This is a genomic window from Sinorhizobium sp. CCBAU 05631, assembly GCF_002288505.1.
GTDB lineage: Bacteria > Pseudomonadota > Alphaproteobacteria > Rhizobiales > Rhizobiaceae > Sinorhizobium > Sinorhizobium fredii_C.
This window is the reverse complement of the sequence record NZ_CP023063.1, coordinates 1,544,082-1,567,950: the sequence shown is the minus strand read 5'-3', so window position 1 is coordinate 1,567,950 and position 23,869 is coordinate 1,544,082. Positions and strand designations below refer to the sequence as shown.

Genomic DNA, 23,869 nt, shown 5'->3' with positions numbered 1-23,869 from the left:
GCAGCAGATGACCAGGCACATTGCGATTGTCCAGGGCCATCCGGACCCAGCCGGGCAGCACCTCCTCCACGCCATGGCTGAGGCTTACGCCGAGGCCGCTGCGGCAGCGGGTCACGAAGTGCGCCGCATAGACGTGGCCAAGCTCGAGTTCCCACTGTTGCGTACGCAGGAGGATTTCGAGACCGGTGCGTTGCCACCGGACCTTGAGCAGGCTCGGGAGGACATGCGCTGGGCAGAGCACTGGGTCTTTCTGCTCCCCCTTTGGCATGGAACGATGCCGGCCCTGCTCAAGGGCTTTATCGAGCACATCTTCCGGCCGGGCTTTGCGATGGAATACAGGAAGCGCGGCTTTCCGAAACGCCTGCTGGCCGGGCGCTCCGCCCGCATAATCGTCACCATGGGAATGCCGGTGCTTCTTTACCGGTGGTATTTCGGCGCGTACGGCGTGCGCAGCTTCGAGCGCAGCATGTTGGGCTTCGCGGGGATCAAACCCATTCGCGAGAGCTTCTATGGCCTCTCGTTTGCCGACGAGAAGAAGCGCGCGCACTGGATCAACGACATGCGCGAATACGGCAGACGGGGCGGTTGACTTAGCCTCGAACGGATCGCGATTGGAGATCCGACTTTGAGCTTGATCAAGGAGTTTCTCTTCGTGCGAAGCATAATGATTGGGTGAGCATGGCTTGATCGCATGCATGCCGGGAGGACGAAAATGCCCTTGAAGTTGGTCAGTGGAATGATGAAGGCATCGGGTGACGAGGCGCTTCTGATCATGGAAAGAGACGTCGGAGGCGACGAAATCGTTCTTGTTACGAAGGAGGCGCTTCTCGATATCGCCGATCCGCCACGTTGCAACGAGTGCCGCCTGCAGGAATACGTCTCGGTCTTCAGCGAGATCGCCTCCCACAAATTCGATGGCAAGGAGCTTACGACCGACGGGCGCGTGGCGGTTACCGCGACGGATGTGTCCGCTTGGAAGACGCATCACCCGGACGCGGCTTGAGACCCATCGAATGTAACCCTAGCCGGTGACACGAATGCGAGTTGCTGGTGAACCAAATAGGACACGGCTGCAATGAAGCGAACAGGCAGTCTCCAATGCGCTGTCACCGTTGCTCTCCTTTTGATGGTCATCGGCGAGAGCCCCGCGGCCGATCGACTCCGCGGTCGCGGCATCGCCCAACGCTGGTGCAGCGAGTGCCACGTCGTTGCACCTGGACAAGTTCGCGGCTCTGATACTGTCCCGACCTTCGCTGAGATCGGTGAATCAGAGCAATTCGATGAGGCGAGTCTTTCCGCCTTCCTGGCTGCACCTCACCATTCCCGGATGCCCAATCTGTCCCTGACACGCTTTGAGATTGCCGATCTCGTCGCCTACATCAAGTCGAAGAAACCTTAGCCGCCGGAGAGCGACGTCCGACCCGAGAACACAATGTGAGTGCAATGACTGAAATAAGTTACCTCTGGCCCTTGACCGGTGGCCTCCTGATCGGCCTGTCGGCAGCCCTCTACCTTCTGCTGAACGGAAGGATAGCCGGGATTTCCGGTCTCGCGGCCGCCGCAGCGGGCCTGACCGAGGACGGCGACAGCAAGTTGGGACTGGGTTTCCTCCTCGGCATCATCGCAGGCGCTTGGCTGGCGGCGGCCCTCGCCCGCAAACCCGAGATCGTCATCACGTCTTCGCCTGCACTGCTGATTGCTGCCGGACTCATCGTCGGCTATGGCACCCGACTCGGATCGGGTTGCACGAGCGGCCACGGCGTTTGCGGAGTCGCGCGGCTTTCGCCGCGTTCGCTTGCCGCCACAGCAATCTTCATGGCTGTTGCGGGCGCGACGGTCTTCATCACCCGACATCTTCTTGGAGTCCAGTCATGAGGACCCGCATGTTAGCAGCGATCGTCTGCGGGCTCATCTTCGGGGCGGGTCTGGCAATCTCCGACATGATCAACCCCGGACGTGTGCTGGCGTTCCTCGATGTCGCGGGTAGCTGGGATCCGTCGCTGGCCTTTGTCATGGGGGGCGCCCTGATCCCTTCTGCCGGGGCTTACATCATCCGCGGTCGCCGTCCGGCGCCTTTGCTCGATGACCGCTTCTGTGTGCCGGCGAATAGATCGATCGATTGGAAACTGGTGACTGGCTCGGGCTTGTTCGGACTCGGGTGGGGCCTGGTGGGGTTCTGTCCCGGCCCCGCCGTCGCTGCACTGTCGACGGGGCGGTGGGAGGCCGTCCTGTTCGTCGCGGCCATGCTGGTCGGCATGTATTTATACCGCTTCACCGCCAACGCCTTCCGAACTACTCAGCAAATTGAAGTGTCACCTCCTCCTCCGTGATAAAGCGCAATGTCGAGACGCTTAGGGATGGCAAGGGCCAGGACGAAGTGGTGTTCCTGGAGCCGCGGCCGCTCCGAATTGAAGCAGAGCAGCGACAGGAACTCTAGCATTCCGTCGAGAGGAGTCCGCTCTTTATCCGTTCTGACTGCAAGCATGCGCCATGAGCCGATCGGCCGATAATGCTGCCAAAAGCGGCCATTTGAGGCCTCTCCGTCGAACTCCCGCTCACCATCTGTGGACGCCCCGTAAGACGCAAGCGGTTTTCGGCGGTTGGCACGTTGTCGGATGCTGCCATCTGTCCGGCCTCTTGATGCAGCGCAAAGGCTGCGGGCCCGTATGGGAGTGCGCGGACCGGAACCATATCACCCTAAGCGTGCTCGCTGACACGGTGGTGAGCCCTGGTTCTTCCGGCCCCGTCTCGCCGACTGCTGTGCCATACCCTCCTTCGACCGACCACGTCTCCGACGACCTCAGGCCCGTCCGGCTTACGCCGTGACCGCGGCCGGAGCCTTGTAACTCTCCTGCTTCATGAGCAGCGCCCAAACGATCCGTGCCATCTTGTTGGCGAGCGCGACCGCCACCAGCATGCGCGGTTTGCGCGCCAGCATCTGTTCCAGCCAAGAGCCCTTCGGTGCGCCGCGCCTTGCTGCCTGTTTTATGACCGCCATGCTGCCGATGATGAGCAGACGCCTGAGCGTGCGCTCGCCCATTTTTGAGATGGCGCCGAGCTTCTGCTTGCCGCCCGTCGACTTCTGCAGCGGGGCAAGCCCGAGCCAAGCGGCGAAGTCGCGCCCCTTCGCGAAGGTCTCGGCCGGCGGTGCGAGCGCGGCGATTGCGGTCGCGGTGATCGGGCCGACGCCCGGAATCGTCATCAACCGCCGCGATACCGCGTCCTCGCGGGCGCGCCGCGCGATTTCCCGGTCGAGTTCGGCGATCCTCCCGTCCAGTTCGGGCAGAAGGTCCAGCATCAGCCTGATCATCGCTAGGGCGGCTGGCGGCAACGAGGAGGCCATCTCCTCTTCCTCGAGCAGGTCGGCCAGCATCGCCACATAGGACGGTCCCTTCGGCGCGACCCAGCCATATTCCGTCAGGTGACCGCGGATCGCGTTGATCAGTTGGGTCCGCTGGCGAACCAAGAGATCGCGGGTCCGGAACACGAGCGCCGCTGCTTGCTGCTCCTCGCTCTTCACGGCGACAAACCGCATGTTCGGGCGTTGCGCCGCCTCGCAGATCGCCTCAGCATCGACGGCATCGTTCTTGTTCCGCTTAACGAAGGGCTTGACGTAGGCCGGCGGGATCAGCCGGACTGTATGGCCCATGTCCATCAGCTCGCGACCCAGTGATGGGCACCGCCGCAAGCTTCCAGAGCGACGGTGCAGGCAGGCTGGGCGGCGAAAAAGTCCAACACCTTCCCCTGCTCAGCTTCTTGCTGAAAAGCGCGTGGCCGCGCTCGTCGGCACCGTGTGCATGGAAAACATACTTCGCGATATCCAGACCGATCGTGGTAACCTCAGGCACGGACGCCTCCCTCCAATGGTTGCAACACCGCCATTCTGGCACAGCGATGCCGTCGGGGGCGTCCACCCCATCACCCGTGGGAGACGGTGGCTGGTGTGGCACGAGCGGCCGCTTCGCCGGATCGTTTCGTCTGCGCCGGGCACATGCTGGCGCAGACGTTGGATGGCACGGCTCGCAGTTGGGAAACTTCTCACTGCTCTCGGCTCCCTCCAGCGCCGGCGGGTTGATGCTACCCCGCCTATTTCTGCCCGGAGACGATCTCCGCCACGTCGCATCTCCAAAGCACTCCGTGTTTTACAATGGCACGTGCAAGCTTTTCGACCTCCGGCCTCCGCCGTTCGATAGTCTTCGCCGCGCGCAGTAGCTCGGCCTCGAGCAGCCGCTCAACCCGCCGCCGCAGGATCGGATCAGAACGCCGCAGCTCGTCCAACTCCTTCGGCGTCGAGACATCGCAGTATTGGAGTGATCCTAGCCCCAGGCTTGCAAGCATGGCCGTGGCAAGATCCGAAGCTCGCTGAAGATCGGATCCCGCGACGCCGCCGGAGCCGTCGAAGACGTCTCCGAGAATGACCTCCTCGGCGGCCATCCCGCCCAGCAGCATCGCGATCTCGTCCAGGTAGGACTGGCGGCTTCGATTTGGCATGGTCTGCCGCCGCCATTGAACGTGCCCAATGCTTGCATCTCGGTGGCCCGCCTCCCTCGCCACGACGATCATCTCGATTTCGGCTACAGACAACTCGATACCGACGACGGCATGCCCGGCCTCGTGTACGGATGCCGACCAACGCTCGTCTTTACCGATTGGCGCGACGGGGGGAACAATGGCAAGCACGTCCGAGACTCGGGCCTCCCTGCCCTGGCGACGGGCCACGCGACGCGCATCCTTGGCGACCTGCGCGAGGTCCGCACCCGAATAGCCGCTGGTGGCCAGCGCAGCCTTAAGGAGGTCCTCTGGTGCGTCAGCGGTGCCCAGATGCATCGACAGCATCTGCTGGCGAGCCTCCCGATCGGGGAGATCGATGGCGACGTGGCGGTCAAGGCGCCCGGGTCTGCGAAGCGCCGGATCGATGTGGTCCGGGAAATTCGATGCGGCGATGACGATCACCCCTTCCCTGCCCGTGGATCCGTCGAGCAACTCCAACAAGGCGTTTACGACTTGCAGGCTGTAACTCGCATTGTCGCCTCTGAATGTCCGCCTGTCGCCAATGCTGTCGAACTCGTCAATGAAGAGCACCGATGGAGCGGCATCTGCCGCCTCGCGGAAACTCTTCCGCATCGCACCGAGCATGTCGCCCAGATGTCCCTTCGACTGCCACTGCGCGCTTGACGTGCCGATGAACTTCGCGCCGCAAGAACGCGCAAGCGCCGATCCGAAGAGCGTCTTGCCGGTGCCGGGAGGGCCGCTTAGGAGAAGCCCCGCATCCACATCGCGCCATGCGAGCCTGCCAGCCCCCCAGTCAGCGAGATCAACTACCAGTTCAGCCGCCCAATCGCGCGCTTCCCCATAGCCTTCCAGCTCCTCTACGCGGGGCTCCCACGCCGTCGTCGCGGGAGCCTTCGATGCGGCCGCAAGCTTCTCCAGGGCGATGTCGATCGGACGCCCGTCCCGCAGGGCCCCAAACAGGAGCTCGGGAGGATAGCCACATAGCTCCCGGGCGGCTTCCTTGAGGATCTCGGTCTGCCAGGCGCTCTTCGCGGCCGACATCAGATGGATTGCCTTCACCGGTCCGACTTCGACGATACGGTCGAGCGCCACTGCGACTGCAGCCGGAAGAGCGGCCCCATGCTCGATGAGCACGACGACTGCAGATCTTTCCTCCAGCACGCTATGAGCCTTCTCCACATGGGAGTCCCCCCGCCGCCCCAGGAAAACAGATGTCACCGCATAGTGCTTCAGCGTTTCGGTCTGCCGCAGGATCGCTTTCGCGGCCTCGGAATAGGCATCCAAGTCCGCGTCCGGTGGCAGCGCAAGTCCGATCGCCTTGTTGCTGGTCGTTGCTTTGAGAAAGAGGCCGCACCGACGCAGCGCCGCCCGGATCGCGTAGGCATAGGTAGTCGCCTCGAGCGACGCTACCCGCTCGGCATGTTTTCCCGACACCATCTCACCCCCTCAGTTCTGGCCGCGGCGGACAACGGTGTCCGGACCGAGGAGCGCGTTGTCGAGATCCACTTCCAGAACCCCACTGAGGATCATGGAGGCGACGGTCTGCATCGGTCTGCCTTCGCGAACAGCCGACAAGCATTCCGCCAGCGTCAGGGTGCCCATCTCATCGAGCGTAGCAAGGATCCGGATGCGGTCGCCGAGCGGTGTGTCCCAGCCAGCGTATCTGAGGAGGTCGCGGGCATTCTGCAGCCTGGGCCACTTGCGGAGCTCGGGCATCAGCACTGCCTGATAGCGGTACCCGAAACACTCAGCGGTGGCAGTGATCCACTGAGTGTCCCCGGCGCTGCTGGTCCAGACTTCGACAAGGAGGTGCCCATCGTATGTCTCAACGGCGAAGTCTACGAAGTACCTTCGGACGCCGATGTCGTCTGTGACAGCGTGGGTCAGGCACCGCCAGGTGAGGACACTTGGATCGAGATCCAGCAGGCAGGCATACTCGCGTGCATCGCGGGACCGGTACAGAGGTCGGCCGACGCATTTGAGCGTCGCGAAAGGGAAATACGGGCGGTAAGTCGGGAAATCGCAAGCTTCATCGCCTGCGGCATGAGCGGATTCGGTCTTCATGACCTGCACTCCAACGAACAGCGATCTGGGTGGCACCGGGATCGGTCCCGGGGTCCGTCAGCGTATTCGGAAGGTGGTCGCAAGATTGCTCATTTAGGAACAATTAGGGAACAAAACTGCGGACGTCAAGTGTCCCGTGATCGACTGTGGCAAGGTGGTTTAGAAACAACTGAAGCATGACAGCCCCTTGCTGGGGTCCGCCGAACAATGGACTGGTTTTCAGCACATGGGACTTGTCTGACGCCCCTGCTGCCGGTTACGGTCCATGTACGTGCAATCGTGAATTGCGGCTACTGGTCCACGTCGTCGGAGATGGGGCCCGGTTCTGAAAACAGCTCCGACAACGGCTTCCTCTTCGGTGTGAACGTAACATCGAAGGTCCCATCGTCGTCCGCGACCTTCTGAGGCCCTCCGGTCTTGGCAGCGTCGAATAGTTCCGAAATGCGGATCTCGGCCACATTCCGCGGCCATGCCATGTCGTGCTTCATCTACGGTCCTCCAATGGATCCGTCGCATGCCTAGTGTAGCAGTAATAAGCGGCCGATCGCCGATGATCGTGCCTAGCCAGAGAGTCGCCCACAGGAATTTTGCTCCGTGCCGCAGCTTCCGCCGCTTCTACTCGATACGAACATAGTCAGCGATGCGGGCAAGAAGAAGCCGCCTCCCGGCCTGCGCGCCTGGCTGATGGACATCGGAATTGAACGTCTCGTGATCACCTTTCCGGTCATCGCAGAACTTCGCAGGGGAGCCCATCTTGTGGCCGCGTCTCCAACTCGCTTTGCCGAGATCATGCTCTGGGTGGACAGGGTCATCTCCATGAACTTCCCCACGCTTCCGATGACGCTGGAGGTGGCCGACACCTACGCCCGGATGACTTCAACGCCTGCTCTCAGGCATATGTGGACGGTCCAGCAGGACTCCAGGACGAACCGCTTGGGACACGATCTCATGATAGCCGCGCTCTCCATAACGCATCAGGCGCCAATCATCACCGGGAACGCCGCCGACTTCGAGGAGATTGACAAGCGGTTCCCGCTCCCCGGAGTGTTTCTCGCGCTTAAACAGATCTGGCTCATCGCTCCGCCGTTCGAGGTGCCACTGCCTGAGTTCAAGGCTGAACCTGCTGCCGACCGCACGATACTGCCCACCCTGTGAGAGCGGTTCCGTTCAAGTTGCGAACCCAAAATCTGCCACGCCTTGTGGAGCCGCACCCCAAACTTCCTGGTCTGGCCATTAAGCCGCTATCGTCGGCATGGTCGGGGCAGAGAAGTACATCACGCGAACGAGATGGTCTGATGGTCTTGCGTCTGGCTGAGGAGAGATCCGCCTCTATCTGCCGAAGCCCTCCGGGCGTCTGGCTCCACCAGCGGCGCTGGACGTTCAAAACGAGATTGCACATCCATTGGAGCCGAGCGACCAGCCGAATCCGCTTGTCTTTCTCGATGAGACCGGAACTACACGAACGAACCAGGCGCGTCTCAGGATCGTGGCTAATCTCCGTGCATTTGTGTCCTCGACGTGATCTTCTCGTCGAACAGCGTGCGGATCATGCTGGCGCCAAAGATCCTCGATAGCAGGTTCAATCGATTTTATTGACGCATCACATTGTAACGACAGATCGCGAAATTGGGAAAAATGTAAAAAAATGGGACTGGTGTGCGGTCTCCAACGATGGCCGACAACAACTATATGGCAATCAATCCTGCAAGCTCACCACAACAGGATGCACTCTCACAAGCTGCAATCAACGAGATTGTGCCGATCGGCACTCCCATGGCCGCAGCGAATTCGAGGATCAAGTATGGCAGGACCGACCGCAGGTCGTGATACGGTTCTTCGATTCCTTTATCAGCCGTCCGTTGGAAACTTGGCCCCTTTGGCAATTATGTGAATAAAAAGGATTCAGTAACGCCTCTGCGCGCTGAAAGCAAAAAGGTTCGGTCGGCGGATCGCTAGTGTGCTGCGTCCACACAACTTGAGGCTCGATCGAGTGACCTAACGCCGATGCCACGTCGTCAACCGACGCACATGGATTCAGCCTGCTCCGGACTTGGGCATGGCCAGAACTTCCCATGTTACAGAACCTATTTTAGACGAATGTCGCGATAGCGGCGCGTCACCCCTAAGCGTGCCTCCAGCACGTCTGTCGATTCTTGCAGATATGCCGCCGACCAATCCTTCGCACGGCCTGCAAATCTCAAGTGATGCCGATGGCCAGCGACGGTCGTCACTACCTACTCGAATCCATCTGGCAGCGAGATACTCACGTCGGAGTACCGTCGATCAATTATGATGGCGTGTTGCCGCCAATCCACAATTTGAATGACCTCGCGATGCACGCCTCTCATACAGTCGCGCTCTGACGTCCTGGTTAGATGTGTGTCAACTCTACTGCTGAGACGCTTTCATTTATGGATTCGACCAAGCCACAGACGCTGTTGAGACGGGCCTGCTTCGACCTCTACGGTCCGGACGTTATCTAATGAATACCTTTAACTTATCACTCACGAATCCTAGATGAATCCTGGAAACAGATTCTCTTCCAAAAGACCTTTCTGTGTTGTCAACAATATCTCCCCATTCTCTATGTATGCAACTTCACGTAATCCTTTTAGATAAAGCCTTACGAGCGCGATTGTCGCTAGTGCACGTGCACACGCGCGCGTACGCGTAACTTTAATCAACAATCACTTACCATGTCATCACTCAGAAATACTTAAACTTTCTATGGACAAATCCACCATTAACGGTTAAGAGAATCGCGTTGATGGGTCGGAGGAACGCCAAATGACCGCTTTCCGAATAGGCCGCCACGACAACTCTAGGCGGAAATAGCGCGAACCGCGCACGGGGTCTTTGCTGCTCATGAAGCCGCTTGGGTCATGATCTGGCTAGCCCAGCTCCATGTGCTTGTTTGATCCGTCCCGCGATCTTGGACCCATTGTCTGGTCCACCCAAAGACATCTGGCTGGCATTGGATTCGCTGACCTTCGGCGGGGCGATGCCGGCGTAGCTGTTGTCAACAGCCAGGCTTTGGCCGTCACGGCTACAATGCCGACCTAGGCGGTGCTCCTCACCCCGCGTAGCAGAAGGAGATTCGCAATGAAAAGCAGCAACACGGTCATCGGACTTGAGGCGCTTGGCAGGCCGACTACTCTCTGCCGTCTAAAGTCAACAACAGCACTGCTTCCCGGCGAGTACCTGAAGGACTCTCAGCAAGAGGCTTCCGAGGACTCCCCTTCGTTTGAGCAATTGCTAACAGGGAGTCACGGCGGCTCAAGGCGCACAATCGGGATCCGTTCGCAAGAACAATGGTGTTGCCTCGGAATTCCAAGGGTTGTCGACACGGGCAACGCAGCGACATTCACACAGCATCAACTCAAAATCATCCTCTTGCTCGAAGTCGTACGCTCCCACCATGCCTGGTGTAGTCGCGCGACCAAACCTTTTCGTTCGCTAATGGCGAAGGAAAGAGTCCCCCCGAAGCTTCAAATGGCGACCAACTGTGCCCTGACGTTCGGTCGCCTCAAAGGCTCTGATCGACAAGCTGATCCTAATCAAGGACCAGGGGATTGGCGGCTACGCCAGATGTCAGCTTCATCACGGAGTACTTCGCCAGTGAATACGTGGCCGCCAACGCTGAGAATATCCTATTCGCACGCCGGGCGCGGAACGAAGATGACGTTCGAGAGGCCCGCGAACTTCTGCTGGATATCCACGGGCGGATCCGGTTTGGCGAACTCATGAAGGGCCTTGAGATCCAGGCATACCGACGCAACGCCCTGTGGTGTCTGATCGACGAAGGTTGGCTGCGCCCCGTCATTCCCTCGCTGATCGAAGATCACACCCTGATGGAAGTCACCCATGCGACCTCTCGCGGGAGGACTGAAGTGCATCGGATACCACTGCCGCTGCCTCAATGACGCAGCCTTGAAACCGACAGGTTAAGGATGCTCGACCTACAGGACTTTGCGATGCCCGAACCTCCGCTCCTGCTCGATACCGACATCGTCAGCCTGATGGGCCGAAGACGTTCTCCCCCCGGCCTCCGGACGTGGCTCTTGCGGGTCGGAATCCACCGCCTGAACATCAGCTACCCTGTTATAACAGAACTGATGCGCGGCGCCCATCTAAGACAGCGTGACGACCCCGAAAAAGCTGCGCGCATCATGGCTTGGGTGAATGACATCCTGAGCACCGACTTTCCGATCCCGCCAATGTCCCCCGAGGTTGCCTACATCTACGCGCAGATGACATCGGTGCCATGCCTCAGACCGCTGTGGACGGTTCAGCGTGGCGAGAAAGCGACGCGGATGGGGCACGACCTTATGATCGCTGCCGTCGCGATCGCTCACGGCCTGCCGATTCTGACCGGGAATATCCGGGACTATGTAAAGATACATCAGTTCTTTCCGCTGCCAGGAGTGTACCAGCCCATGGAATCGCGGTGGCATGTGCCGCCCGAAACAGAATTCTTTCTCCCGCGACTCGATGAGATGGAGGGATGCCGTGACAATGAGTTGCTGCCGATGCTGTGAGAACGCCTCACCTCATGGACGGTCTGGGGCGGCCGGACTCCAAGGCCTCGAAGAAGCGGGCATTGAACCATGTCGGGGGCTCTCCGCCGATCTCCATCTCCTACACGAAAGACGCATTAGCCCCCCGCCACCTTCGATGCCGGCGACGACGAGGAAGATCGCGTTGCCGACGACACCCTCGCACCTTGGGAAACCGAATTCGGCTCGTTCCTCTTCGGCAACTCCACCAAGCACTAAGGAGGAAGGACTATGAACGCTCGCATCGGCATCGAGACGTATCACGCGCTGCGCCACGGCTTCGACCCCTTCAAGACGTCGGAGGTCATGACGACGTTCGCCGAGATCGACGACGACTACATGGGGGGCCCGATCACGACCACGGAACGGGGAGGTGAAATACAGACTCTCGCCTGAAGAGCTAGCCGGGTTCGATGTGACCTACGAGATGGTGCCGTGCGATATGCATCGCACCTTCTCGATGAAGTCCACCAGCTCCTGCCGTCTGGCATCAGCATATCCCGGGCGCAACACATTCCTGTATTTCGAGAGCCTCTTCGAGTTCGAGTGCGGGCAGTATTTCTGGGCGCGCAACGATGTCGTCGACCTGAAGACCCAGCAGTTGGTGTACTACACGGACGAACTCGGGACCCACGAGCACTACTTCGACTTGATGGTGACATTCAACACAGGAGAGGTGGTCCTCTTCTCCTGCCGCCCCAAGAGCAGCGACAAGTCCGGCAAACTCGCTCGAACCTTGCAATCCATTCGTAACCAGACCCTGCGTTTCCACGCGGATCGCTGCGAAATGTTGACCGAGGAGGACATCACGGAAGCGGATGTATGCCGGGCGCGCGAAATTCTCCGCTCCCGAAAGTTCAGGAACAGTGCCAACTGTGCCCGCCTGCTCGAACTCTTCAAGGCGATCGGAAAGCCCGTCAGGGTATTCCAACTCCAAGAAGAATTCGGTCGCGAGGGGGCAGCCTGGAACGCGATGTGGAACCTCATCGGCGACGGCATGATCGAGCACCTCGCCCCCGATGAAAACAGCATCCTGACGCACACCTCGTGGATCAAGCTTATGGAGTATGACGCATGAGCGAGACGCCCATTCCCTTCACCACCTTCGGCTTCGATGAAACGGATCGGGTCCGGATTCGTGGAACTTACTACCGCGTCCGGAAGCGGGACGACGGTCTGGGTTACATCTTCACCGAGATCGGCGGGCGCGGCGAGGTGCTCGCGCCTGTCCATTTCGAAATCTCGCGGATGGTCCAGAGCCGAGCACTCAAGGTGGAACGAAAGTGGTTCGCCAGAGAGGATGCGCTCGCCAAGGCTGGTCCCCCGATGGATCCCGGAGACCTTCCCGATTATGCAGCCAGCCGCTTTCTGATGGTGACCAAGTTTCTCGAGGGACGGCGCGAAGGCATCTGGCCGAAATCCGAGGAAGGTGTGCAGAAATTCTACGCGAATTACGACAAGATCAGGGCCGCCTTCGCTCCCAAACCGCGTGGAGGCAAGAAGATCGACACGTCCGACGGATTGACCAGGGTCTGCCCGCGGCAGTTCCTGAGAAATGTGGCCAAATTCGAGGCAAGCGGTCGCAATCCCTTCTCCCTCGTGCGCAACTACCGAGGCCGATCTCTGCATCCTTCACAGTTCGATGAAAGCGTAGTGGAGGCGGCAGAAGAATACATCGGGAAGATCCCAAACGCGAAGCGTCCGAAGGTGCGGAAGTACTATGACGACTTCATCGAGGGCAGCCGCATTGCGGGACTGAGCAAGGAGGAAGTGCCGTCGTACAGGACCTTCCTGCGCTGGCGGCATGATATTCTCGAGGATCTTCATATTGCCGCCGCCTATAGTGGTGAGGACGCTGCGAAGGACGATTTCCAAATGACAGGCGCGGGCCAGAGGCGGTACAAGCCCCTAGAGCGCGTCGAATTCGACGAGCACAAGCTCGACCTGATGAGCCTCCTCAAGGGAACCCGCCTCTGGGGAGTCCTGCACGACGAGGCGCAGAAGAAGATCGATGCAATGCGCTTCTGGTGCTCGGTTGCGATCGACGTCGGAACAAGATCCATCCTGGCCATGCGCCTCCTGGACAGCGATCCGGGTGGACGATCCGGCATTGAAACGCTTCGAATGGCATGCAGCCCCAAGGAAGGCACAGCCCTATTCGCCGGAAGCGAGGCCCCGTGGCCCATGTCCGGAAAGCCCGGCACTGTCGCCACGGACTCAGGCGCCGCCTACAACCAGCGCGATTTCCAGTTGACCGTCGTGAGCCTGTGCGGGACGCATCTGATCCCGCCGGTCCGCAACGCAAGGCTTCGAGGGGTCATCGAACGCTACTTCCGTACCTTCAACGACCGCTACATGCACCTGTTCAGCGGCCGGACATTCAGCAATCCGATCACTCGCGGCGCGTACGATTCGAAGGCAAACGCGTCCATGAACTTCGAGGAGTTCGCTCGCCACCTCGTTCGACTGATCGTGGATGCGTATCACCACACGCCTCATGCTGGCCTTGACGGGCAGACTCCGATCGATGCCTGGACGACCATGACGGCGAAATACGAGGTTCTCTCGATGACCGAGAAAGACGAGCGGGCCTTTGACATCACGATCTACGACCATCCGGTCGGAAGGAACGGACTGATCTTCTTGGGAATTCCGTACGTCGATGAACGACTCCAGAAATTCCGCAGCAAGAACAAGAAGGGGCGGGTCGACCTCCGCGTAAACCTCTGGGACTTGTCTAGGATCAGGGTCCGGACCCTCGATGGGAAAGGCTTCTACCCGCTCAGGACTCCGATCCCCGGCTTCGAAGGCGTGTCGGTCACCCATTGGCGTATTGCGCTACGGTGGCTTGAGGAGCGCTTTTCCATCGATGAGCAGAAAAACTACGAGAACGTAAGACGCGCTATTAAAGCGACCGAATACGCAGTCGAGGTTGCAGAAGAGAAGAACGACATCTCATCGCATCTCATCACCAAGGACGACCTTTTGGAGGTTCATCGGAGCATCAAGGGCCATATTTTCCAGCCCAAAGCATCCCAAGACTACGGAGATATCCTGCCGGAGGAAGTTGCCGGCGGGGATCCAAGCGCCACGCCGCCAGAACCGCGACGCTCCCGCCGCGACATCGTCGGCCCGAGTTCCACTGCCCCACTTGATCCCGACCGTTTCGAGAAAGCGCGGCGCGCAGCAGGACAGGACGCCGTGTCGCCTCCTGTCACCCGCAAGAATCCGAGAAAACCCAAGCCCGGCCAGACGCCCGATGCGCAGGAGCCACGTGCCAGTAGCGCGAGGCGGAAGCGACTTTTCAACCCGGACTGGAAGGCAGAAGAGAAGTAAGGATCACCCATGGAAAACTTGGACAGGAACGCCCCGACGTCTTCTCTCGCGGAGTCGAAACGCGAGTTGGATTCCAAGAACCAGCGGATCGCTGATATCATGAACAGGGTGAGGTCCGCCTACTACAAGACCAAAAATGATGAACAGCTCGAAGTTCATCTGCGACGAATCGAGCGAGGTATCAAGGACGGCTCAGAACCTGGGCACATCCTGATAATCAGCGGGGAGCCGGGCGCCGGAAAATCAGAGATCGTGAAGCACGGTCTAAAGCTTCTGACCACGCTTCAGGATTATGACGACGAGTATGGCGAACGGATGCGACCGACGCTATACGCTCGTGCTCCAGAAGCATGCAGCATGGTGGACGTCAACCGTGAGTTTCTGGAACTTTACGGATACGAAGGCAACGTGACCGATCCCCTACCACGATCGGCCACAAGACACGGCGGACGATGCGCAACTTCGCCACCAAGCTCGTCGTCATCGATGATTTCCAGCACGTGTTCGACGCCCCCAAGAAGATGGATCCCCGGATCATTTTGCATACGCTGAAGAACAGCCTGCAGGATGTTATGTGGCCGCTATATTTCGTTGTAGTCGGACTTCCTGACATTGAGAATCTGGTCGACTACGATCCCCACAAGGAGATGGAGCGTCGCACCGATCGTTTCGTGGTGGAAAATCCGAATTTCGCCGACGACGGCGAATACATTGCCTGGATCGTGAAAGACGTGATCGAGAACCGGGCTGGATTAACCTTGTCGAAGGACCAGCCTTTTGAACTCATCGCACGGCTGATGCATGCTGCACGTGATCGCATCGGGTTGATCCTGACGCTCATCTATTACGCAATCGAGGATGCTCTGGAGACGGGTTCAAACGAGGTGTCGACCCAGAACTGGGTCGAAGCCTACGCGCGCCTGGCGAAGTGCGGCGACAATGACGACGAGAACGTTTTCTGCGTCGATAACTGGCGTTCGATTATCCAGATGGTCGATCGCGACAGCAATCTCGGACCAGTTGTGGGCGGTAAGTCATCGACAAAGAAGGGACGCAAATAATGGGCCTCATCCATGTCGAACTGCACGAAGACGAAAGCCTCACCAGCTTCTGCTCGCGGCTGGCCATTGCGAACGCCCGGAGCGCGTTCGAGCTTTGCCAGGACTTTGACTTCACGTTTCGAAAGGTCATTGACGGTGATGACGAAGCCATCACGGCGCTATCGCACTTGTCAGGCGTCGATCGAGATCTTCTTGATGCTGCGGCCGTCAAACGGGCTGGAGAACACACGGTACTTGTCGGAGGTCATCCGACACCCTGGGCATTCCACCCTAGAAGCGTTCTCAAGTTTTGCCCCTCCTGCTTCGCAGAGGACGACAAGCGTATCGACCAGCGCCCCAAAACGCGACGGTACGCAAGAAAGTCGTGGTATTCGCGCTTCATCCGGACGTGCCCCATCCACTCCCAGTCTCTGGTGTCCGCGGGCACTGGCATGAACCCGAACCACAATCACGACCTATGCACCACGATGGGGGAACTCCGGAGGGAGATCGCCATCGCGACCGCAGGATCTGTGCCGCGCGAATTCAGCGCTTTCGAACACTACATTCAGAAACGTCTCAACGGTGAGAAACCCGGTAACGACCTGCTTGATCCCCTGCCTATCTTCGTTGCCGGCGACATCTGTGAACTGGCAGGCATGGTGTCGTTGCATGGCAAGAAGGTCGAAACATCCAAGAAGACCGATCAGGACTGGTGGCTGGCAGGCGCCGCAGGTTTCGATCGGCTGAAAGCCGGCCTGCCCGGCCTGCACCGATTTCTGGACGGGCTGCATGTGCAAGCCGATCACGAGCGCGCCTATTACGGCGGAACCCAACTGTACGGGAAATTCTATCAGACGCTCGCCAACTCGCGAGACAATCCGGCATACAATTCTGTTAAGAACGAGATCAGAAGCTACGCTTACAGCTCGCTGCCCCTCACCGATACCACCAGCATCTTCGGCAAGTTCGAGAAGCCACGATACCTGAGCTTCGCCTCCTTCGAGCGGAAATTTGGCATCACAGCGTTCCTTCTCAAGAAAGTGCTGGTCGCCACAGGCGCGTTATGCACCCTGCCCGGCTCCAATGTCGACGCGATCGATGCGGAGAGTGCCGAACTTGTCGCCAGCACGATCCGCGACCTCGTGCGGGCAAAGCAGGGGGCGACCCTGATCGGCATCAGCTACCAGGTTTTCAACACGCTCATCGAAGACGGGATTGTTGTCCCTGCTATCCCCCAAGATGACGATGCTAGAATTTCAGCCTGGTACTCGAAGAGTGAGCTCATCAGGTTCCGGGAACGGCTTCTTCCAAAGGGCAATCCCAAGAACACGGACGGGCTGATCGCCATCCAGGATGTGATCCGATCGACTGCATGCAGCTATGGGGAGATCCTAACGCTCCTCTCCCGCAACGAACTAAAGCGGATTGGGATCGATCGAAGCAAGTTCGGCATCATGTCTCTGATGCTCGACCGCGACGAGATCAAAGGCAAAGTCCTGCTGCCGCATCATGGATGTCTGACCGCCGCCGACCTCTCTAATCGATGGAAAACCTCGACTAAAGCGATCTACGCGCTCTTCAACAACGATCACATCGAGACTCGCATCGAACGGAATCCGGAAACGAGGTCTCCGCAGAAGGTCGTGGCAGTCGAGGCGGTCGAAGCCTTCGAGAACCGCTACATCAGTCTGGCGGAGTGCTGCGAGAGATCTGGCCTGACATCACCGAAGGCGTCGAACCGACTGAAGGCGTCCGGTCTTACACGGGTGTTCCCTAAGGAGCAGATGAAGGATGCCTTCTATCTGAGGGACGGCGCGGAAGCCGCTCTCAGCATCGGCACCGCGCAGAACCCCGTTGCACTCGCGCTTGCTGTGGAAGAATGACTGCACGCGCTCGGCGGCGCTACTGATCGAGGCGGCAGCGCTCGTGAGGGCGTAGAATATGACCGGATCTTCAATCAGATCGAGGTCGCCGAGGATTCTGGAGCCAGATCGCGATCCGGCCACGCGGCCACTTGCTCAATGGCCGTGAGGTCCGCGCCCCAGAGGTCGGTGAAGCGCTCCGCGATGCGGCATTGGCAGCTTTGCGCCCGCAAGTCGGACACTGAGCAGAGCACGGTGGTATCCCAGAAGCGGACATGCATACATGCCGCCGAGCTGCAGGTTTGCACCACTTCCAGACCTTACCCTGTGAAGCTACGATCGACGCGTTTCGAACCCGTTGCGGTCATCCGCGGTGAAGGCGATGAACGTCTCAATTGGGCTAAAGCGGACAAAATGCTGCGTCCCGATGCGACATATGATTTTGCCTGCGCGGCCCTGCTTGCGACCACGTGCGACACTGCGGAGCTGGCGATCGAAAGATAAGGAGCGCATCGCGGAGATGGAGAGCAGACCCGGACATACCTTCGCAATCTGGCGAACGTATTCCGCAGCCTTGCCGCACTGCACCGCGCCGAATGGCAGTCTGCTCACGACCCGGTGTAATTACCGATCGGTCGACGCAAAGGGCATCGAAGTTCGCCGCCCTTCGCGAAACCCGGCAGCTACCCTTCTTCGCGAAGACGATGGATGGAACTTAGCCGCGGCAATACTGACTTCCAGCCACCAGGCGGCTGATCCGGCGCGAGGTGCGGTCGCGTCGGCGTTCTACCTCGACAGAGAAATCCGCCTCACCCAGCGCTGCGAAGGGCCGTCTTCATCTCTACGCCGTCGACCATAGACGCGAGAACGCGCTCCAGCGTCACCGTTCCGATCGTCTGCCTGTCAGGGTCGACAACCGCAATCTCTGTTTCCCCGGCACGTGTCATTACCCTTGCTGCTTCTTCTAATGTGGCGCCAACCGGCACCGAAACTCTCGGTACTGAAGCGGCGGTGCGCGGTCCGAGCGCGAACGTCTCGATTTTAAGCACGCGCGCGCGGTTCACTTCCTTGACGAAGCTTGCGATGTATTCATTGGCAGGGTTCATCACAATTTCTTGGCCGGTTCCCTGCTGCACCACCTCACCGTCTCGCAAGATCGCAATCCGATCGCCCAGTCTCAGCGCTTCGTCGAGATCGTGGGTGATGAACACGATCGTTTTCTTGATCTCCTTCTGAAGGTCGAGCAGCACTGTTTGCATGTCCATGCGAATGAGGGGGTCGAGCGCAGAGAAGGCCTCGTCCATGAGGAGAATCGGCGCATCGTTCGCGAGCGCTCGGGCAAGTCCGACCCGCTGCTGCATTCCGCCCGAAAGCTGGTTCGGATATTTCCGTTCAAAGCCCTTGAGCCCCACACGTTCGATCCACCGCATCGCGCAATCTACCTGGCGCGTGCGCGGCGCCCCTTGAATCTCCAGGCCGTAAAGCGCGTTTTCCACAACCGTACGGTGCGGAAGAAGGGCGAACTTCTGGAACACCATCGCCGTTCTGTGCCGACGGAATTCGCGCAGTTGCTTCGAGTCCATCTTCACCACGTCTTCGCCGCCAATGAGAACCTCGCCGGACGTCGGATCGATCAGGCGATTGATGTGGCGGATCAGCGTGGATTTCCCTGAGCCGGAAAGTCCCATGATCACCTGAATCCCGCCAGCCGGCATGGAGATGTTGATGTCCCTCAACCCGAGAACATGACCGAAGCGACTGTTTAGTTCGGCTTTGGTGAGACCGTCTTCCACCAGCTTGATGTAGTCTGCGCCGTTGGGCCCGAATATCTTGTAGAGGTGTTTGATCTCGATACCCAGACCACCGATTTTTCGATTACCCATGAACAATCTCCCGATGCTTCTGTAGTCGCAGACCATAGGCCTGGCTGACCCGGTCGAAGATGATGGCGATACCGACGATGGCGAGGCCGTTGAAGATGCCGAGCGTGAAATATTGGTTGGAGATCGCCTTCAGCACCGGCTGGCCGAGACCCTGCACGCCGATCATCGAGGCGATGACGACCATGGCGAGCGCCATCATGATCGTCTGGTTGATCCCGGCCATGATGGTGGGCAGCGCGAGCGGCATCTGCACGTTCTTCAGCTTCTGCCAGTTCGACGAGCCGAAGGCGTCGGCCGCTTCCAAGACGTCCTTATCGACGAGGCGGATGCCGAGATTGGTAAGCCGGATCATCGGCGGAATGGCGTAGATGATGACGGCGATCAGGCCGGGAACCTTGCCGATACCAAGCAGCATGACGACCGGAATCAAGTACACGAAACTCGGCATCGTCTGCATGACGTCGAGGATCGGGTTGAGAGCATTCTGCACCCGGTCGGAGCGCGACATGACGATGCCGATCGGTATGCCGATGACAATGGAGAGGACCGTACAGACGAAGATCATCGAGACCGTCTTCATGGTGTCGTCCCACATGTCGAAGTAGCCGATGAGGAGCAGCGTGCCGACGGCGCCGGCGACGATCTTCCAGTTTCGGCTGGCGAGCCAGGCGATGAGGCCGATCAGTAGCAGAATGATCGGCCACGGCGTGCGCGTCATTAAGCGCTCGGACCAGATCAGAAAGTGCTGCAACGGCTCGAAGATGGATTCGATGCTGTCCCCATAGGTGCGGGTGAAGGCGCGAAAGCCCTCGTCGATCGCCTTTTTGAGGTTGCGAAGCCCGTCAGCATCCATCGTCGGAAATTTCATGAACCAATCCATGCCGATCCCTTTCTCGCCTTGTTGGCCGTTGCTGGGCCGCAAAGCATCCCCGCTTCGGCGCGCCAGAAGGCGCGCCGGCCGATTGTTAGATGAGGTGTTGCTTAGAGCGCCGCTTTGATATTTTCCGCCACTTCCGGCGAGACCCACTGGCTCCAGAGCGGTTCGTTCTCTTCCAGAAAGTGCTTGGCGCCATCCTCGCCGGTCGCCTGGTTATCGGTCATCCAGGCCATCAGTTTATTGACCGTGTCGTTCGTCCAGGAGCGCTTGCCGAGATAGCCCATGACCTCGGCGCCCGCGCGATCCGAGAAACCTTTGGTGACAAGTGTCTGGACCTTGTCCTTCGGCCAATCGTTCTTCTTCGGGTCGGCGCAGTCGGCAACCGTGTTGCAGCGCTTCCACTCGGCCTCGTTGAAAGCGACGCCGTGGTCGAGCTTAACCATGTCGTACTTGCCGAGCAGCGCAGTCGGTGCCCAGTAATAGCCGACCCAGCCTTCCTTGCGCTCGTAAGCCTTGGCGATCGAGCCGTCGAGGCCGGCGGCCGAGCCGGTGTCGATCAGCGTGAAGTTGGCTGCCGCGCCACCATATGCCTTGTAGAACTGGCCAGTCACAACCGTGCCGCCCCAACCGGCCGGGCCGTTGTGAACGCCCCCCTTGCTCTTGTCCTCCGGGTCAGGGAAAAGTTCCGGATGCTTGAGGGCGTCGTCGATCGTCTTGATGTCGGGGTGGGCGTCTGCGACGTATATCGGGATCCACCAACCCTGCACGCCACCGTCGGAGAGCGAGTCGGCGGCGGCGACGAGTTTACCGTCCCCGATACCGCCGTTGACGACCTCCGGCAGCAGACCGACCCAGCCTTCAGGCGCGACATCCGGCTCACCCTTCTCGATCATCGAGGTGATCGTCGGGACCGTGTCGCCCACGATAATTTCGGCGTTGCAGCCAAACCCTTCGGTCAGGATGAATTTGTCGAGCGCGGCAAGGACCTCGGCGCTCTGCCAGTTCATGCTGGCGATGGTCACGTCGCCGCAGGCGGCGTTGGCTGTGCCCGCCACGGCCAGGAAGCCGGCAACGAGGCAGGTAGAAGCAAGCAGTTTCTTCATCGTGTTTCCTCCCAATACGATGTCCGTTCTTCGCCCCTGACGCCATCGCCAAACATCGAGGGACTGTCGGGCGGCTCCGGCTCCTCCACGAACCGGTACCACCGTTATCCGTCAGCTCGGCAGATACTCCGCGCTCCATGTTTCGCTTGCCGTTCCCGAAGCGATCATCCGATCGATCTCGGCATCGGTGTAATTCAGGGCCTTGAGGACCGAGCGCGTCGAGGCGCCGTATTTTTCCGCCGGAGTCACTGCGATGACCTTGCCGACCGCCGGCCGGATCGCGAAGGGATCAAGCTGCGTAACCGTGTGACCGCTCGGATGGTCGGGGAAGATCGAAAAGGAATAGCTGCCACGGTCGGTCCCCGGAGTTCCGTCCGAAACCCTCGCACTTCTGGCCCTAATCGTCTCGATGTTCTCGCAGAGCGACACGCCGACATCGGCCTGTAACAATCGGTGCTGCCAGGTTTCAGCCGGTGTGGACATGAAGGCGCGAGCAAGCCAGCCTTCGCGGTCGGGCACCGCGACCGAAGCGAGCCTCTCCAGCCCTTCAACCGTTACAAGCCGCGGCAGATCCGCCTCGGTTGCGCATAGGAGAAGATAGTCACCGGATCCTGTTTCGTAGAGCCGTGACAGGGCGTCATACCCTTTGATGTCGCGGCCGGACGGCTCGTCGAAGGGCCCGCGCCCCTCGTATTCATAGCAGAACGGAATCTGCGCAAGTCCGGTCAGCGCCGAAAGGGAAGTCCGTGGCCGGCCGACGATACCCGTCTTCGATTTCTGATAGAGGGCAGCCGCCACACCCAGAGCGGCTCCAAAGCCGCACATGACATCGATCGTGCCAACATGCGCATGCTCTTCCGGCGTCTGCATCGATCCGCCAAAACGCAGCATGATGCCCGTTGCCGACTGGACCAGATCGTCATAGCCGAGATAGTCGGTGCGCGGCCCCTTCCTCACGCCGCCGAAGCAGTCGAGCTGGCAGAAGATCGCATTCGGATTGAGCGCCTCCAGGCTCTCGGCATCGAGGCCCATCCACTTCACCTGCCGATCGGTGGCGTTCCAGACCACGACATCAACGGATTTTACCAATTGTTCGAAGACCACTCGCCCGTCGGGCGAGCCGATATTCAAGAGAACTGACTGCTTGCCGCACATATGCGACATGCCGAAAATCACGGTATTCCAGCAGTCGTAAAGCGGCTTGGCGGGGTCAATCTTGATGACTTCCGCCCCGAAGCGGGCGAGATAGGCGACCGAATGGGGACCGGCTATGACGTTGCACAGGTCGAGCACCTTTACGCCATCCAGCCAGCCTCCGGAGTTGCTCCCCATCGCGGCCGGTACCTGCAACGAGCCCGTGCGGGACAGCAGTTCCACCGCTTCATCGACAGATCCCCACCGTCGCGGTTGCGGCGTAAGCATGGCTTCGGCGCTTTCCTGGAGCCAAGCCATAGGCCCCGGCTGCGTCATGCGTCCGTAAACCGGATCGTCGACCTTGATCATCAGCCCCGCGGCGTTGGCGTGATCATCGCTGATCCACTCCTTCAGCCAGCGCTGCGGCGCGCCCGGAAACAGACCTTCCCCAAAAATGCGTTCCCACTCTGCCGCCGTCTTCGTCAGGAAAACCTCTTTCATCCGAGCCGCGATTTTGTCGGCCCAGTGTTTCGGCAGGGGGTAAACGCCCAGCGAGACATCCGAAGACCACTGCGAAACCGGCAGGTAAGTGTCTTCCTCTTCGCGAAGACCCTCGGCGGCGAGCTCATCGTAGAGGCCCAGGGCCTGCAGGCAGCGCTTTGCATGATTCCTGTGGCTGGGGCAGACGACGTAGAACATGCGCCCATCGCTGCACATGTAGCTGCGGTAGAAGGGATCCAGAAACTCCTGGAGGTCCTCGTAGGACATGTCCATCGGCAGGCCTTCGCGCTGCCGCCGCTCGATCTCTCGCTCGCGTTGGGTCTGGTAGCGCAGCGGATAGTCGTCGATCTTGATCGAGTTATAGGAGAGCCCCTCCATCACCGCGCTTGCCAGTGGCACTTCGATATGGTCGCCATGGCCGGTGCGTTCCCGTGCCTGGAGCGCGAGCACCGTCGCGGAGGCCGCCAGCATAGTGCCATAGGCGGAGGCCAACGGCAGCGGCGAGAAGGACGGGTTGATGCCCATCAACACCCGGTTCAGCCCCATATCGGTGAAGACACCGGAGGACGCCGCGATCACCGTTTCGAAAGCCCGCCAATCGCGGCGCAACTGATCGTTGGAGGCAAAACCGGGGATCGACAGGGTAATCAGCTCCGGGCGCACCGTGCGCAACGCTTCAAAATCGAGGCCGAGCCGGGCCATGACGCCGGGGCGGAAATTCTCGATGATAATATCGGCTCCGGCAATGAGCGCCCTCGCCTCTTCAAGCCCATCCGCGGTCTTCAGATTGATGGTGACGATCAGCTTGTTGCGATTGAGGATTGCGTTGGCGGGATTGTCCCACATGGGACCTCCGGGTGGGTCGACATGCACGACGGTTGCGCCGAGATCGCCGAGGATCATGGCCACCGCTGGCCCGGCGATATATTGGCCGAAGTCGACCACCCGAACGCCGGAAAGCGGAAGCGCCGAACGCGAGATCGATGTCATTGAGGTGT

Annotated in this window: 20 protein-coding genes and 2 pseudogenes; 13 read left to right on the top strand and 9 right to left on the bottom strand. The window is 59.8% G+C overall.

Annotated elements, in window-relative coordinates:
- Positions 1-7: 7 nt before the first annotated feature.
- From SS05631_RS07855 to SS05631_RS07835, 5 genes and pseudogenes are all read left to right on the top strand, one after another.
- Positions 8-589, top strand: a complete 582-nt coding sequence (locus SS05631_RS07855) for an NAD(P)H-dependent oxidoreductase (RefSeq protein ID WP_037393052.1) — start codon at positions 8-10, stop codon at positions 587-589.
- Positions 590-712: 123 nt separating this feature from the next.
- Positions 713-1,003: a hypothetical protein gene (locus SS05631_RS07850; protein ID WP_037393050.1), complete on the top strand. Its 291-nt coding sequence runs from the start codon at positions 713-715 to the stop codon at positions 1,001-1,003.
- 72 nt (positions 1,004-1,075) lie between these two features.
- The gene (locus tag SS05631_RS07845; protein WP_037393048.1) at positions 1,076-1,399 is read left to right on the top strand and encodes a cytochrome c; all 324 of its coding nucleotides are present in this window, start codon (positions 1,076-1,078) and stop codon (positions 1,397-1,399) included.
- A 44-nt stretch (positions 1,400-1,443) separates the two neighbouring features.
- A complete protein-coding gene (locus SS05631_RS07840; RefSeq protein WP_037393046.1) occupies positions 1,444-1,875 on the top strand; it encodes a YeeE/YedE thiosulfate transporter family protein in 432 nt (143 codons plus the stop codon).
- Positions 1,872-2,308: pseudogene (locus SS05631_RS07835) on the top strand (YeeE/YedE family protein). Before SS05631_RS07840 ends, SS05631_RS07835 begins: the two are co-directional and overlap by 4 nt.
- A gap of 507 nt (positions 2,309-2,815) precedes the next feature.
- Here SS05631_RS07835 and SS05631_RS07830 read toward each other — a convergent pair.
- The 4 genes and pseudogenes from SS05631_RS07830 to SS05631_RS07815 form a co-directional block, all read right to left on the bottom strand.
- A pseudogene (locus SS05631_RS07830) lies at positions 2,816-3,848 on the bottom strand (IS110 family transposase).
- Positions 3,849-4,086: 238 nt separating this feature from the next.
- Entirely contained in the window at positions 4,087-5,604 is a 1,518-nt protein-coding gene (locus tag SS05631_RS07825) for an AAA family ATPase (RefSeq protein ID WP_245369162.1), read from the bottom strand.
- Between the two features lie 354 nt (positions 5,605-5,958).
- Entirely contained in the window at positions 5,959-6,576 is a 618-nt protein-coding gene (locus SS05631_RS07820; protein ID WP_037393043.1) for a hypothetical protein, read from the bottom strand.
- A 290-nt stretch (positions 6,577-6,866) separates the two neighbouring features.
- On the bottom strand, positions 6,867-7,064 hold the full coding sequence (locus tag SS05631_RS07815) for a hypothetical protein (RefSeq protein ID WP_037393041.1): 198 nt from the start codon (positions 7,062-7,064) through the stop codon (positions 6,867-6,869).
- A 106-nt stretch (positions 7,065-7,170) separates the two neighbouring features.
- Here SS05631_RS07815 and SS05631_RS07810 point away from each other — a divergent pair, with 106 nt between their 5' ends.
- The 8 genes from SS05631_RS07810 (at position 7,171) to SS05631_RS07775 (ending at position 17,394) form a co-directional block, all read left to right on the top strand.
- The gene (locus SS05631_RS07810) at positions 7,171-7,731 is read left to right on the top strand and encodes a type II toxin-antitoxin system VapC family toxin (protein WP_037393039.1); all 561 of its coding nucleotides are present in this window, start codon (positions 7,171-7,173) and stop codon (positions 7,729-7,731) included.
- A gap of 2,417 nt (positions 7,732-10,148) precedes the next feature.
- The gene (locus SS05631_RS07800; RefSeq protein WP_244412241.1) at positions 10,149-10,499 is read left to right on the top strand and encodes a hypothetical protein; all 351 of its coding nucleotides are present in this window, start codon (positions 10,149-10,151) and stop codon (positions 10,497-10,499) included.
- Positions 10,500-10,550: 51 nt separating this feature from the next.
- Positions 10,551-11,114 (top strand): type II toxin-antitoxin system VapC family toxin, encoded by a 564-nt coding sequence (locus SS05631_RS07795; RefSeq protein ID WP_037393067.1) that lies wholly within the window; start codon positions 10,551-10,553, stop codon positions 11,112-11,114.
- Between the two features lie 249 nt (positions 11,115-11,363).
- Entirely contained in the window at positions 11,364-11,528 is a 165-nt protein-coding gene (locus SS05631_RS30930) for a hypothetical protein (RefSeq protein WP_157213187.1), read from the top strand.
- Positions 11,506-12,210: a hypothetical protein gene (locus SS05631_RS07790; RefSeq protein WP_157213186.1), complete on the top strand. Its 705-nt coding sequence runs from the start codon at positions 11,506-11,508 to the stop codon at positions 12,208-12,210. Before SS05631_RS30930 ends, SS05631_RS07790 begins: the two co-directional genes overlap by 23 nt.
- The gene (locus tag SS05631_RS07785; protein ID WP_050988307.1) at positions 12,207-14,468 is read left to right on the top strand and encodes a Mu transposase C-terminal domain-containing protein; all 2,262 of its coding nucleotides are present in this window, start codon (positions 12,207-12,209) and stop codon (positions 14,466-14,468) included. Before SS05631_RS07790 ends, SS05631_RS07785 begins: the two co-directional genes overlap by 4 nt.
- Before the next feature lie 452 nt (positions 14,469-14,920).
- Positions 14,921-15,529, top strand: a complete 609-nt coding sequence (locus SS05631_RS07780) for a hypothetical protein (RefSeq protein WP_037422172.1) — start codon at positions 14,921-14,923, stop codon at positions 15,527-15,529.
- Positions 15,529-17,394 (top strand): TniQ family protein, encoded by a 1,866-nt coding sequence (locus SS05631_RS07775; RefSeq protein WP_037393032.1) that lies wholly within the window; start codon positions 15,529-15,531, stop codon positions 17,392-17,394. The genes SS05631_RS07780 and SS05631_RS07775 overlap by 1 nt, the downstream gene beginning before the upstream one ends.
- 74 nt (positions 17,395-17,468) lie before the next feature.
- On the opposite strand, the gene SS05631_RS07770 is transcribed toward SS05631_RS07775, so the two are convergent.
- The 5 genes from SS05631_RS07770 to SS05631_RS07745 form a co-directional block, all read right to left on the bottom strand.
- On the bottom strand, positions 17,469-17,654 hold the full coding sequence (locus SS05631_RS07770) for a hypothetical protein (RefSeq protein ID WP_037393030.1): 186 nt from the start codon (positions 17,652-17,654) through the stop codon (positions 17,469-17,471).
- A 528-nt stretch (positions 17,655-18,182) separates the two neighbouring features.
- Entirely contained in the window at positions 18,183-19,256 is a 1,074-nt protein-coding gene (locus SS05631_RS07760; RefSeq protein ID WP_037393026.1) for a glycine betaine/L-proline ABC transporter ATP-binding protein, read from the bottom strand.
- Positions 19,249-20,136, bottom strand: coding sequence for a proline/glycine betaine ABC transporter permease (locus SS05631_RS07755; RefSeq protein ID WP_037422169.1), 888 nt, complete (start codon positions 20,134-20,136; stop codon positions 19,249-19,251). Before SS05631_RS07755 ends, SS05631_RS07760 begins: the two co-directional genes overlap by 8 nt.
- 101 nt (positions 20,137-20,237) lie before the next feature.
- Positions 20,238-21,236: an ABC transporter substrate-binding protein gene (locus tag SS05631_RS07750; protein ID WP_037422165.1), complete on the bottom strand. Its 999-nt coding sequence runs from the start codon at positions 21,234-21,236 to the stop codon at positions 20,238-20,240.
- Positions 21,237-21,347: 111 nt separating this feature from the next.
- Positions 21,348-23,861: a CoA transferase gene (locus SS05631_RS07745; protein ID WP_037393063.1), complete on the bottom strand. Its 2,514-nt coding sequence runs from the start codon at positions 23,859-23,861 to the stop codon at positions 21,348-21,350.
- Between the last annotated feature and the right edge of the window lie 8 nt (positions 23,862-23,869).

Excerpts from the sequence above, each read along its gene's own strand:
- SS05631_RS07855 (WP_037393052.1), top strand. The coding sequence starts at position 8 with ATGACCAGGCACATTGCGATTGTCCAGGGCCATCCGGACCCAGCCGGG.
- SS05631_RS07850 (WP_037393050.1), top strand. The coding sequence starts at position 713 with ATGCCCTTGAAGTTGGTCAGTGGAATGATGAAGGCATCGGGTGACGAG.
- SS05631_RS07845 (WP_037393048.1), top strand. The coding sequence starts at position 1,076 with ATGAAGCGAACAGGCAGTCTCCAATGCGCTGTCACCGTTGCTCTCCTT.
- SS05631_RS07840 (WP_037393046.1), top strand. The coding sequence starts at position 1,444 with ATGACTGAAATAAGTTACCTCTGGCCCTTGACCGGTGGCCTCCTGATC.
- SS05631_RS07820 (WP_037393043.1), bottom strand. The coding sequence starts at position 6,576 with ATGAAGACCGAATCCGCTCATGCCGCAGGCGATGAAGCTTGCGATTTC.
- SS05631_RS07815 (WP_037393041.1), bottom strand. The coding sequence starts at position 7,064 with ATGAAGCACGACATGGCATGGCCGCGGAATGTGGCCGAGATCCGCATT.
- SS05631_RS07795 (WP_037393067.1), top strand. The coding sequence starts at position 10,551 with ATGCCCGAACCTCCGCTCCTGCTCGATACCGACATCGTCAGCCTGATG.
- SS05631_RS30930 (WP_157213187.1), top strand. The coding sequence starts at position 11,364 with ATGAACGCTCGCATCGGCATCGAGACGTATCACGCGCTGCGCCACGGC.
- SS05631_RS07785 (WP_050988307.1), top strand. The coding sequence starts at position 12,207 with ATGAGCGAGACGCCCATTCCCTTCACCACCTTCGGCTTCGATGAAACG.
- SS05631_RS07780 (WP_037422172.1), top strand. The coding sequence starts at position 14,921 with ATGCGCAACTTCGCCACCAAGCTCGTCGTCATCGATGATTTCCAGCAC.
- SS05631_RS07775 (WP_037393032.1), top strand. The coding sequence starts at position 15,529 with ATGGGCCTCATCCATGTCGAACTGCACGAAGACGAAAGCCTCACCAGC.
- SS05631_RS07770 (WP_037393030.1), bottom strand. The coding sequence starts at position 17,654 with ATGCATGTCCGCTTCTGGGATACCACCGTGCTCTGCTCAGTGTCCGAC.
- SS05631_RS07760 (WP_037393026.1), bottom strand. The coding sequence starts at position 19,256 with ATGGGTAATCGAAAAATCGGTGGTCTGGGTATCGAGATCAAACACCTC.
- SS05631_RS07755 (WP_037422169.1), bottom strand. The coding sequence starts at position 20,136 with ATGGATTGGTTCATGAAATTTCCGACGATGGATGCTGACGGGCTTCGC.
- SS05631_RS07750 (WP_037422165.1), bottom strand. The coding sequence starts at position 21,236 with ATGAAGAAACTGCTTGCTTCTACCTGCCTCGTTGCCGGCTTCCTGGCC.
- SS05631_RS07745 (WP_037393063.1), bottom strand. The coding sequence starts at position 23,861 with ATGACATCGATCTCGCGTTCGGCGCTTCCGCTTTCCGGCGTTCGGGTG.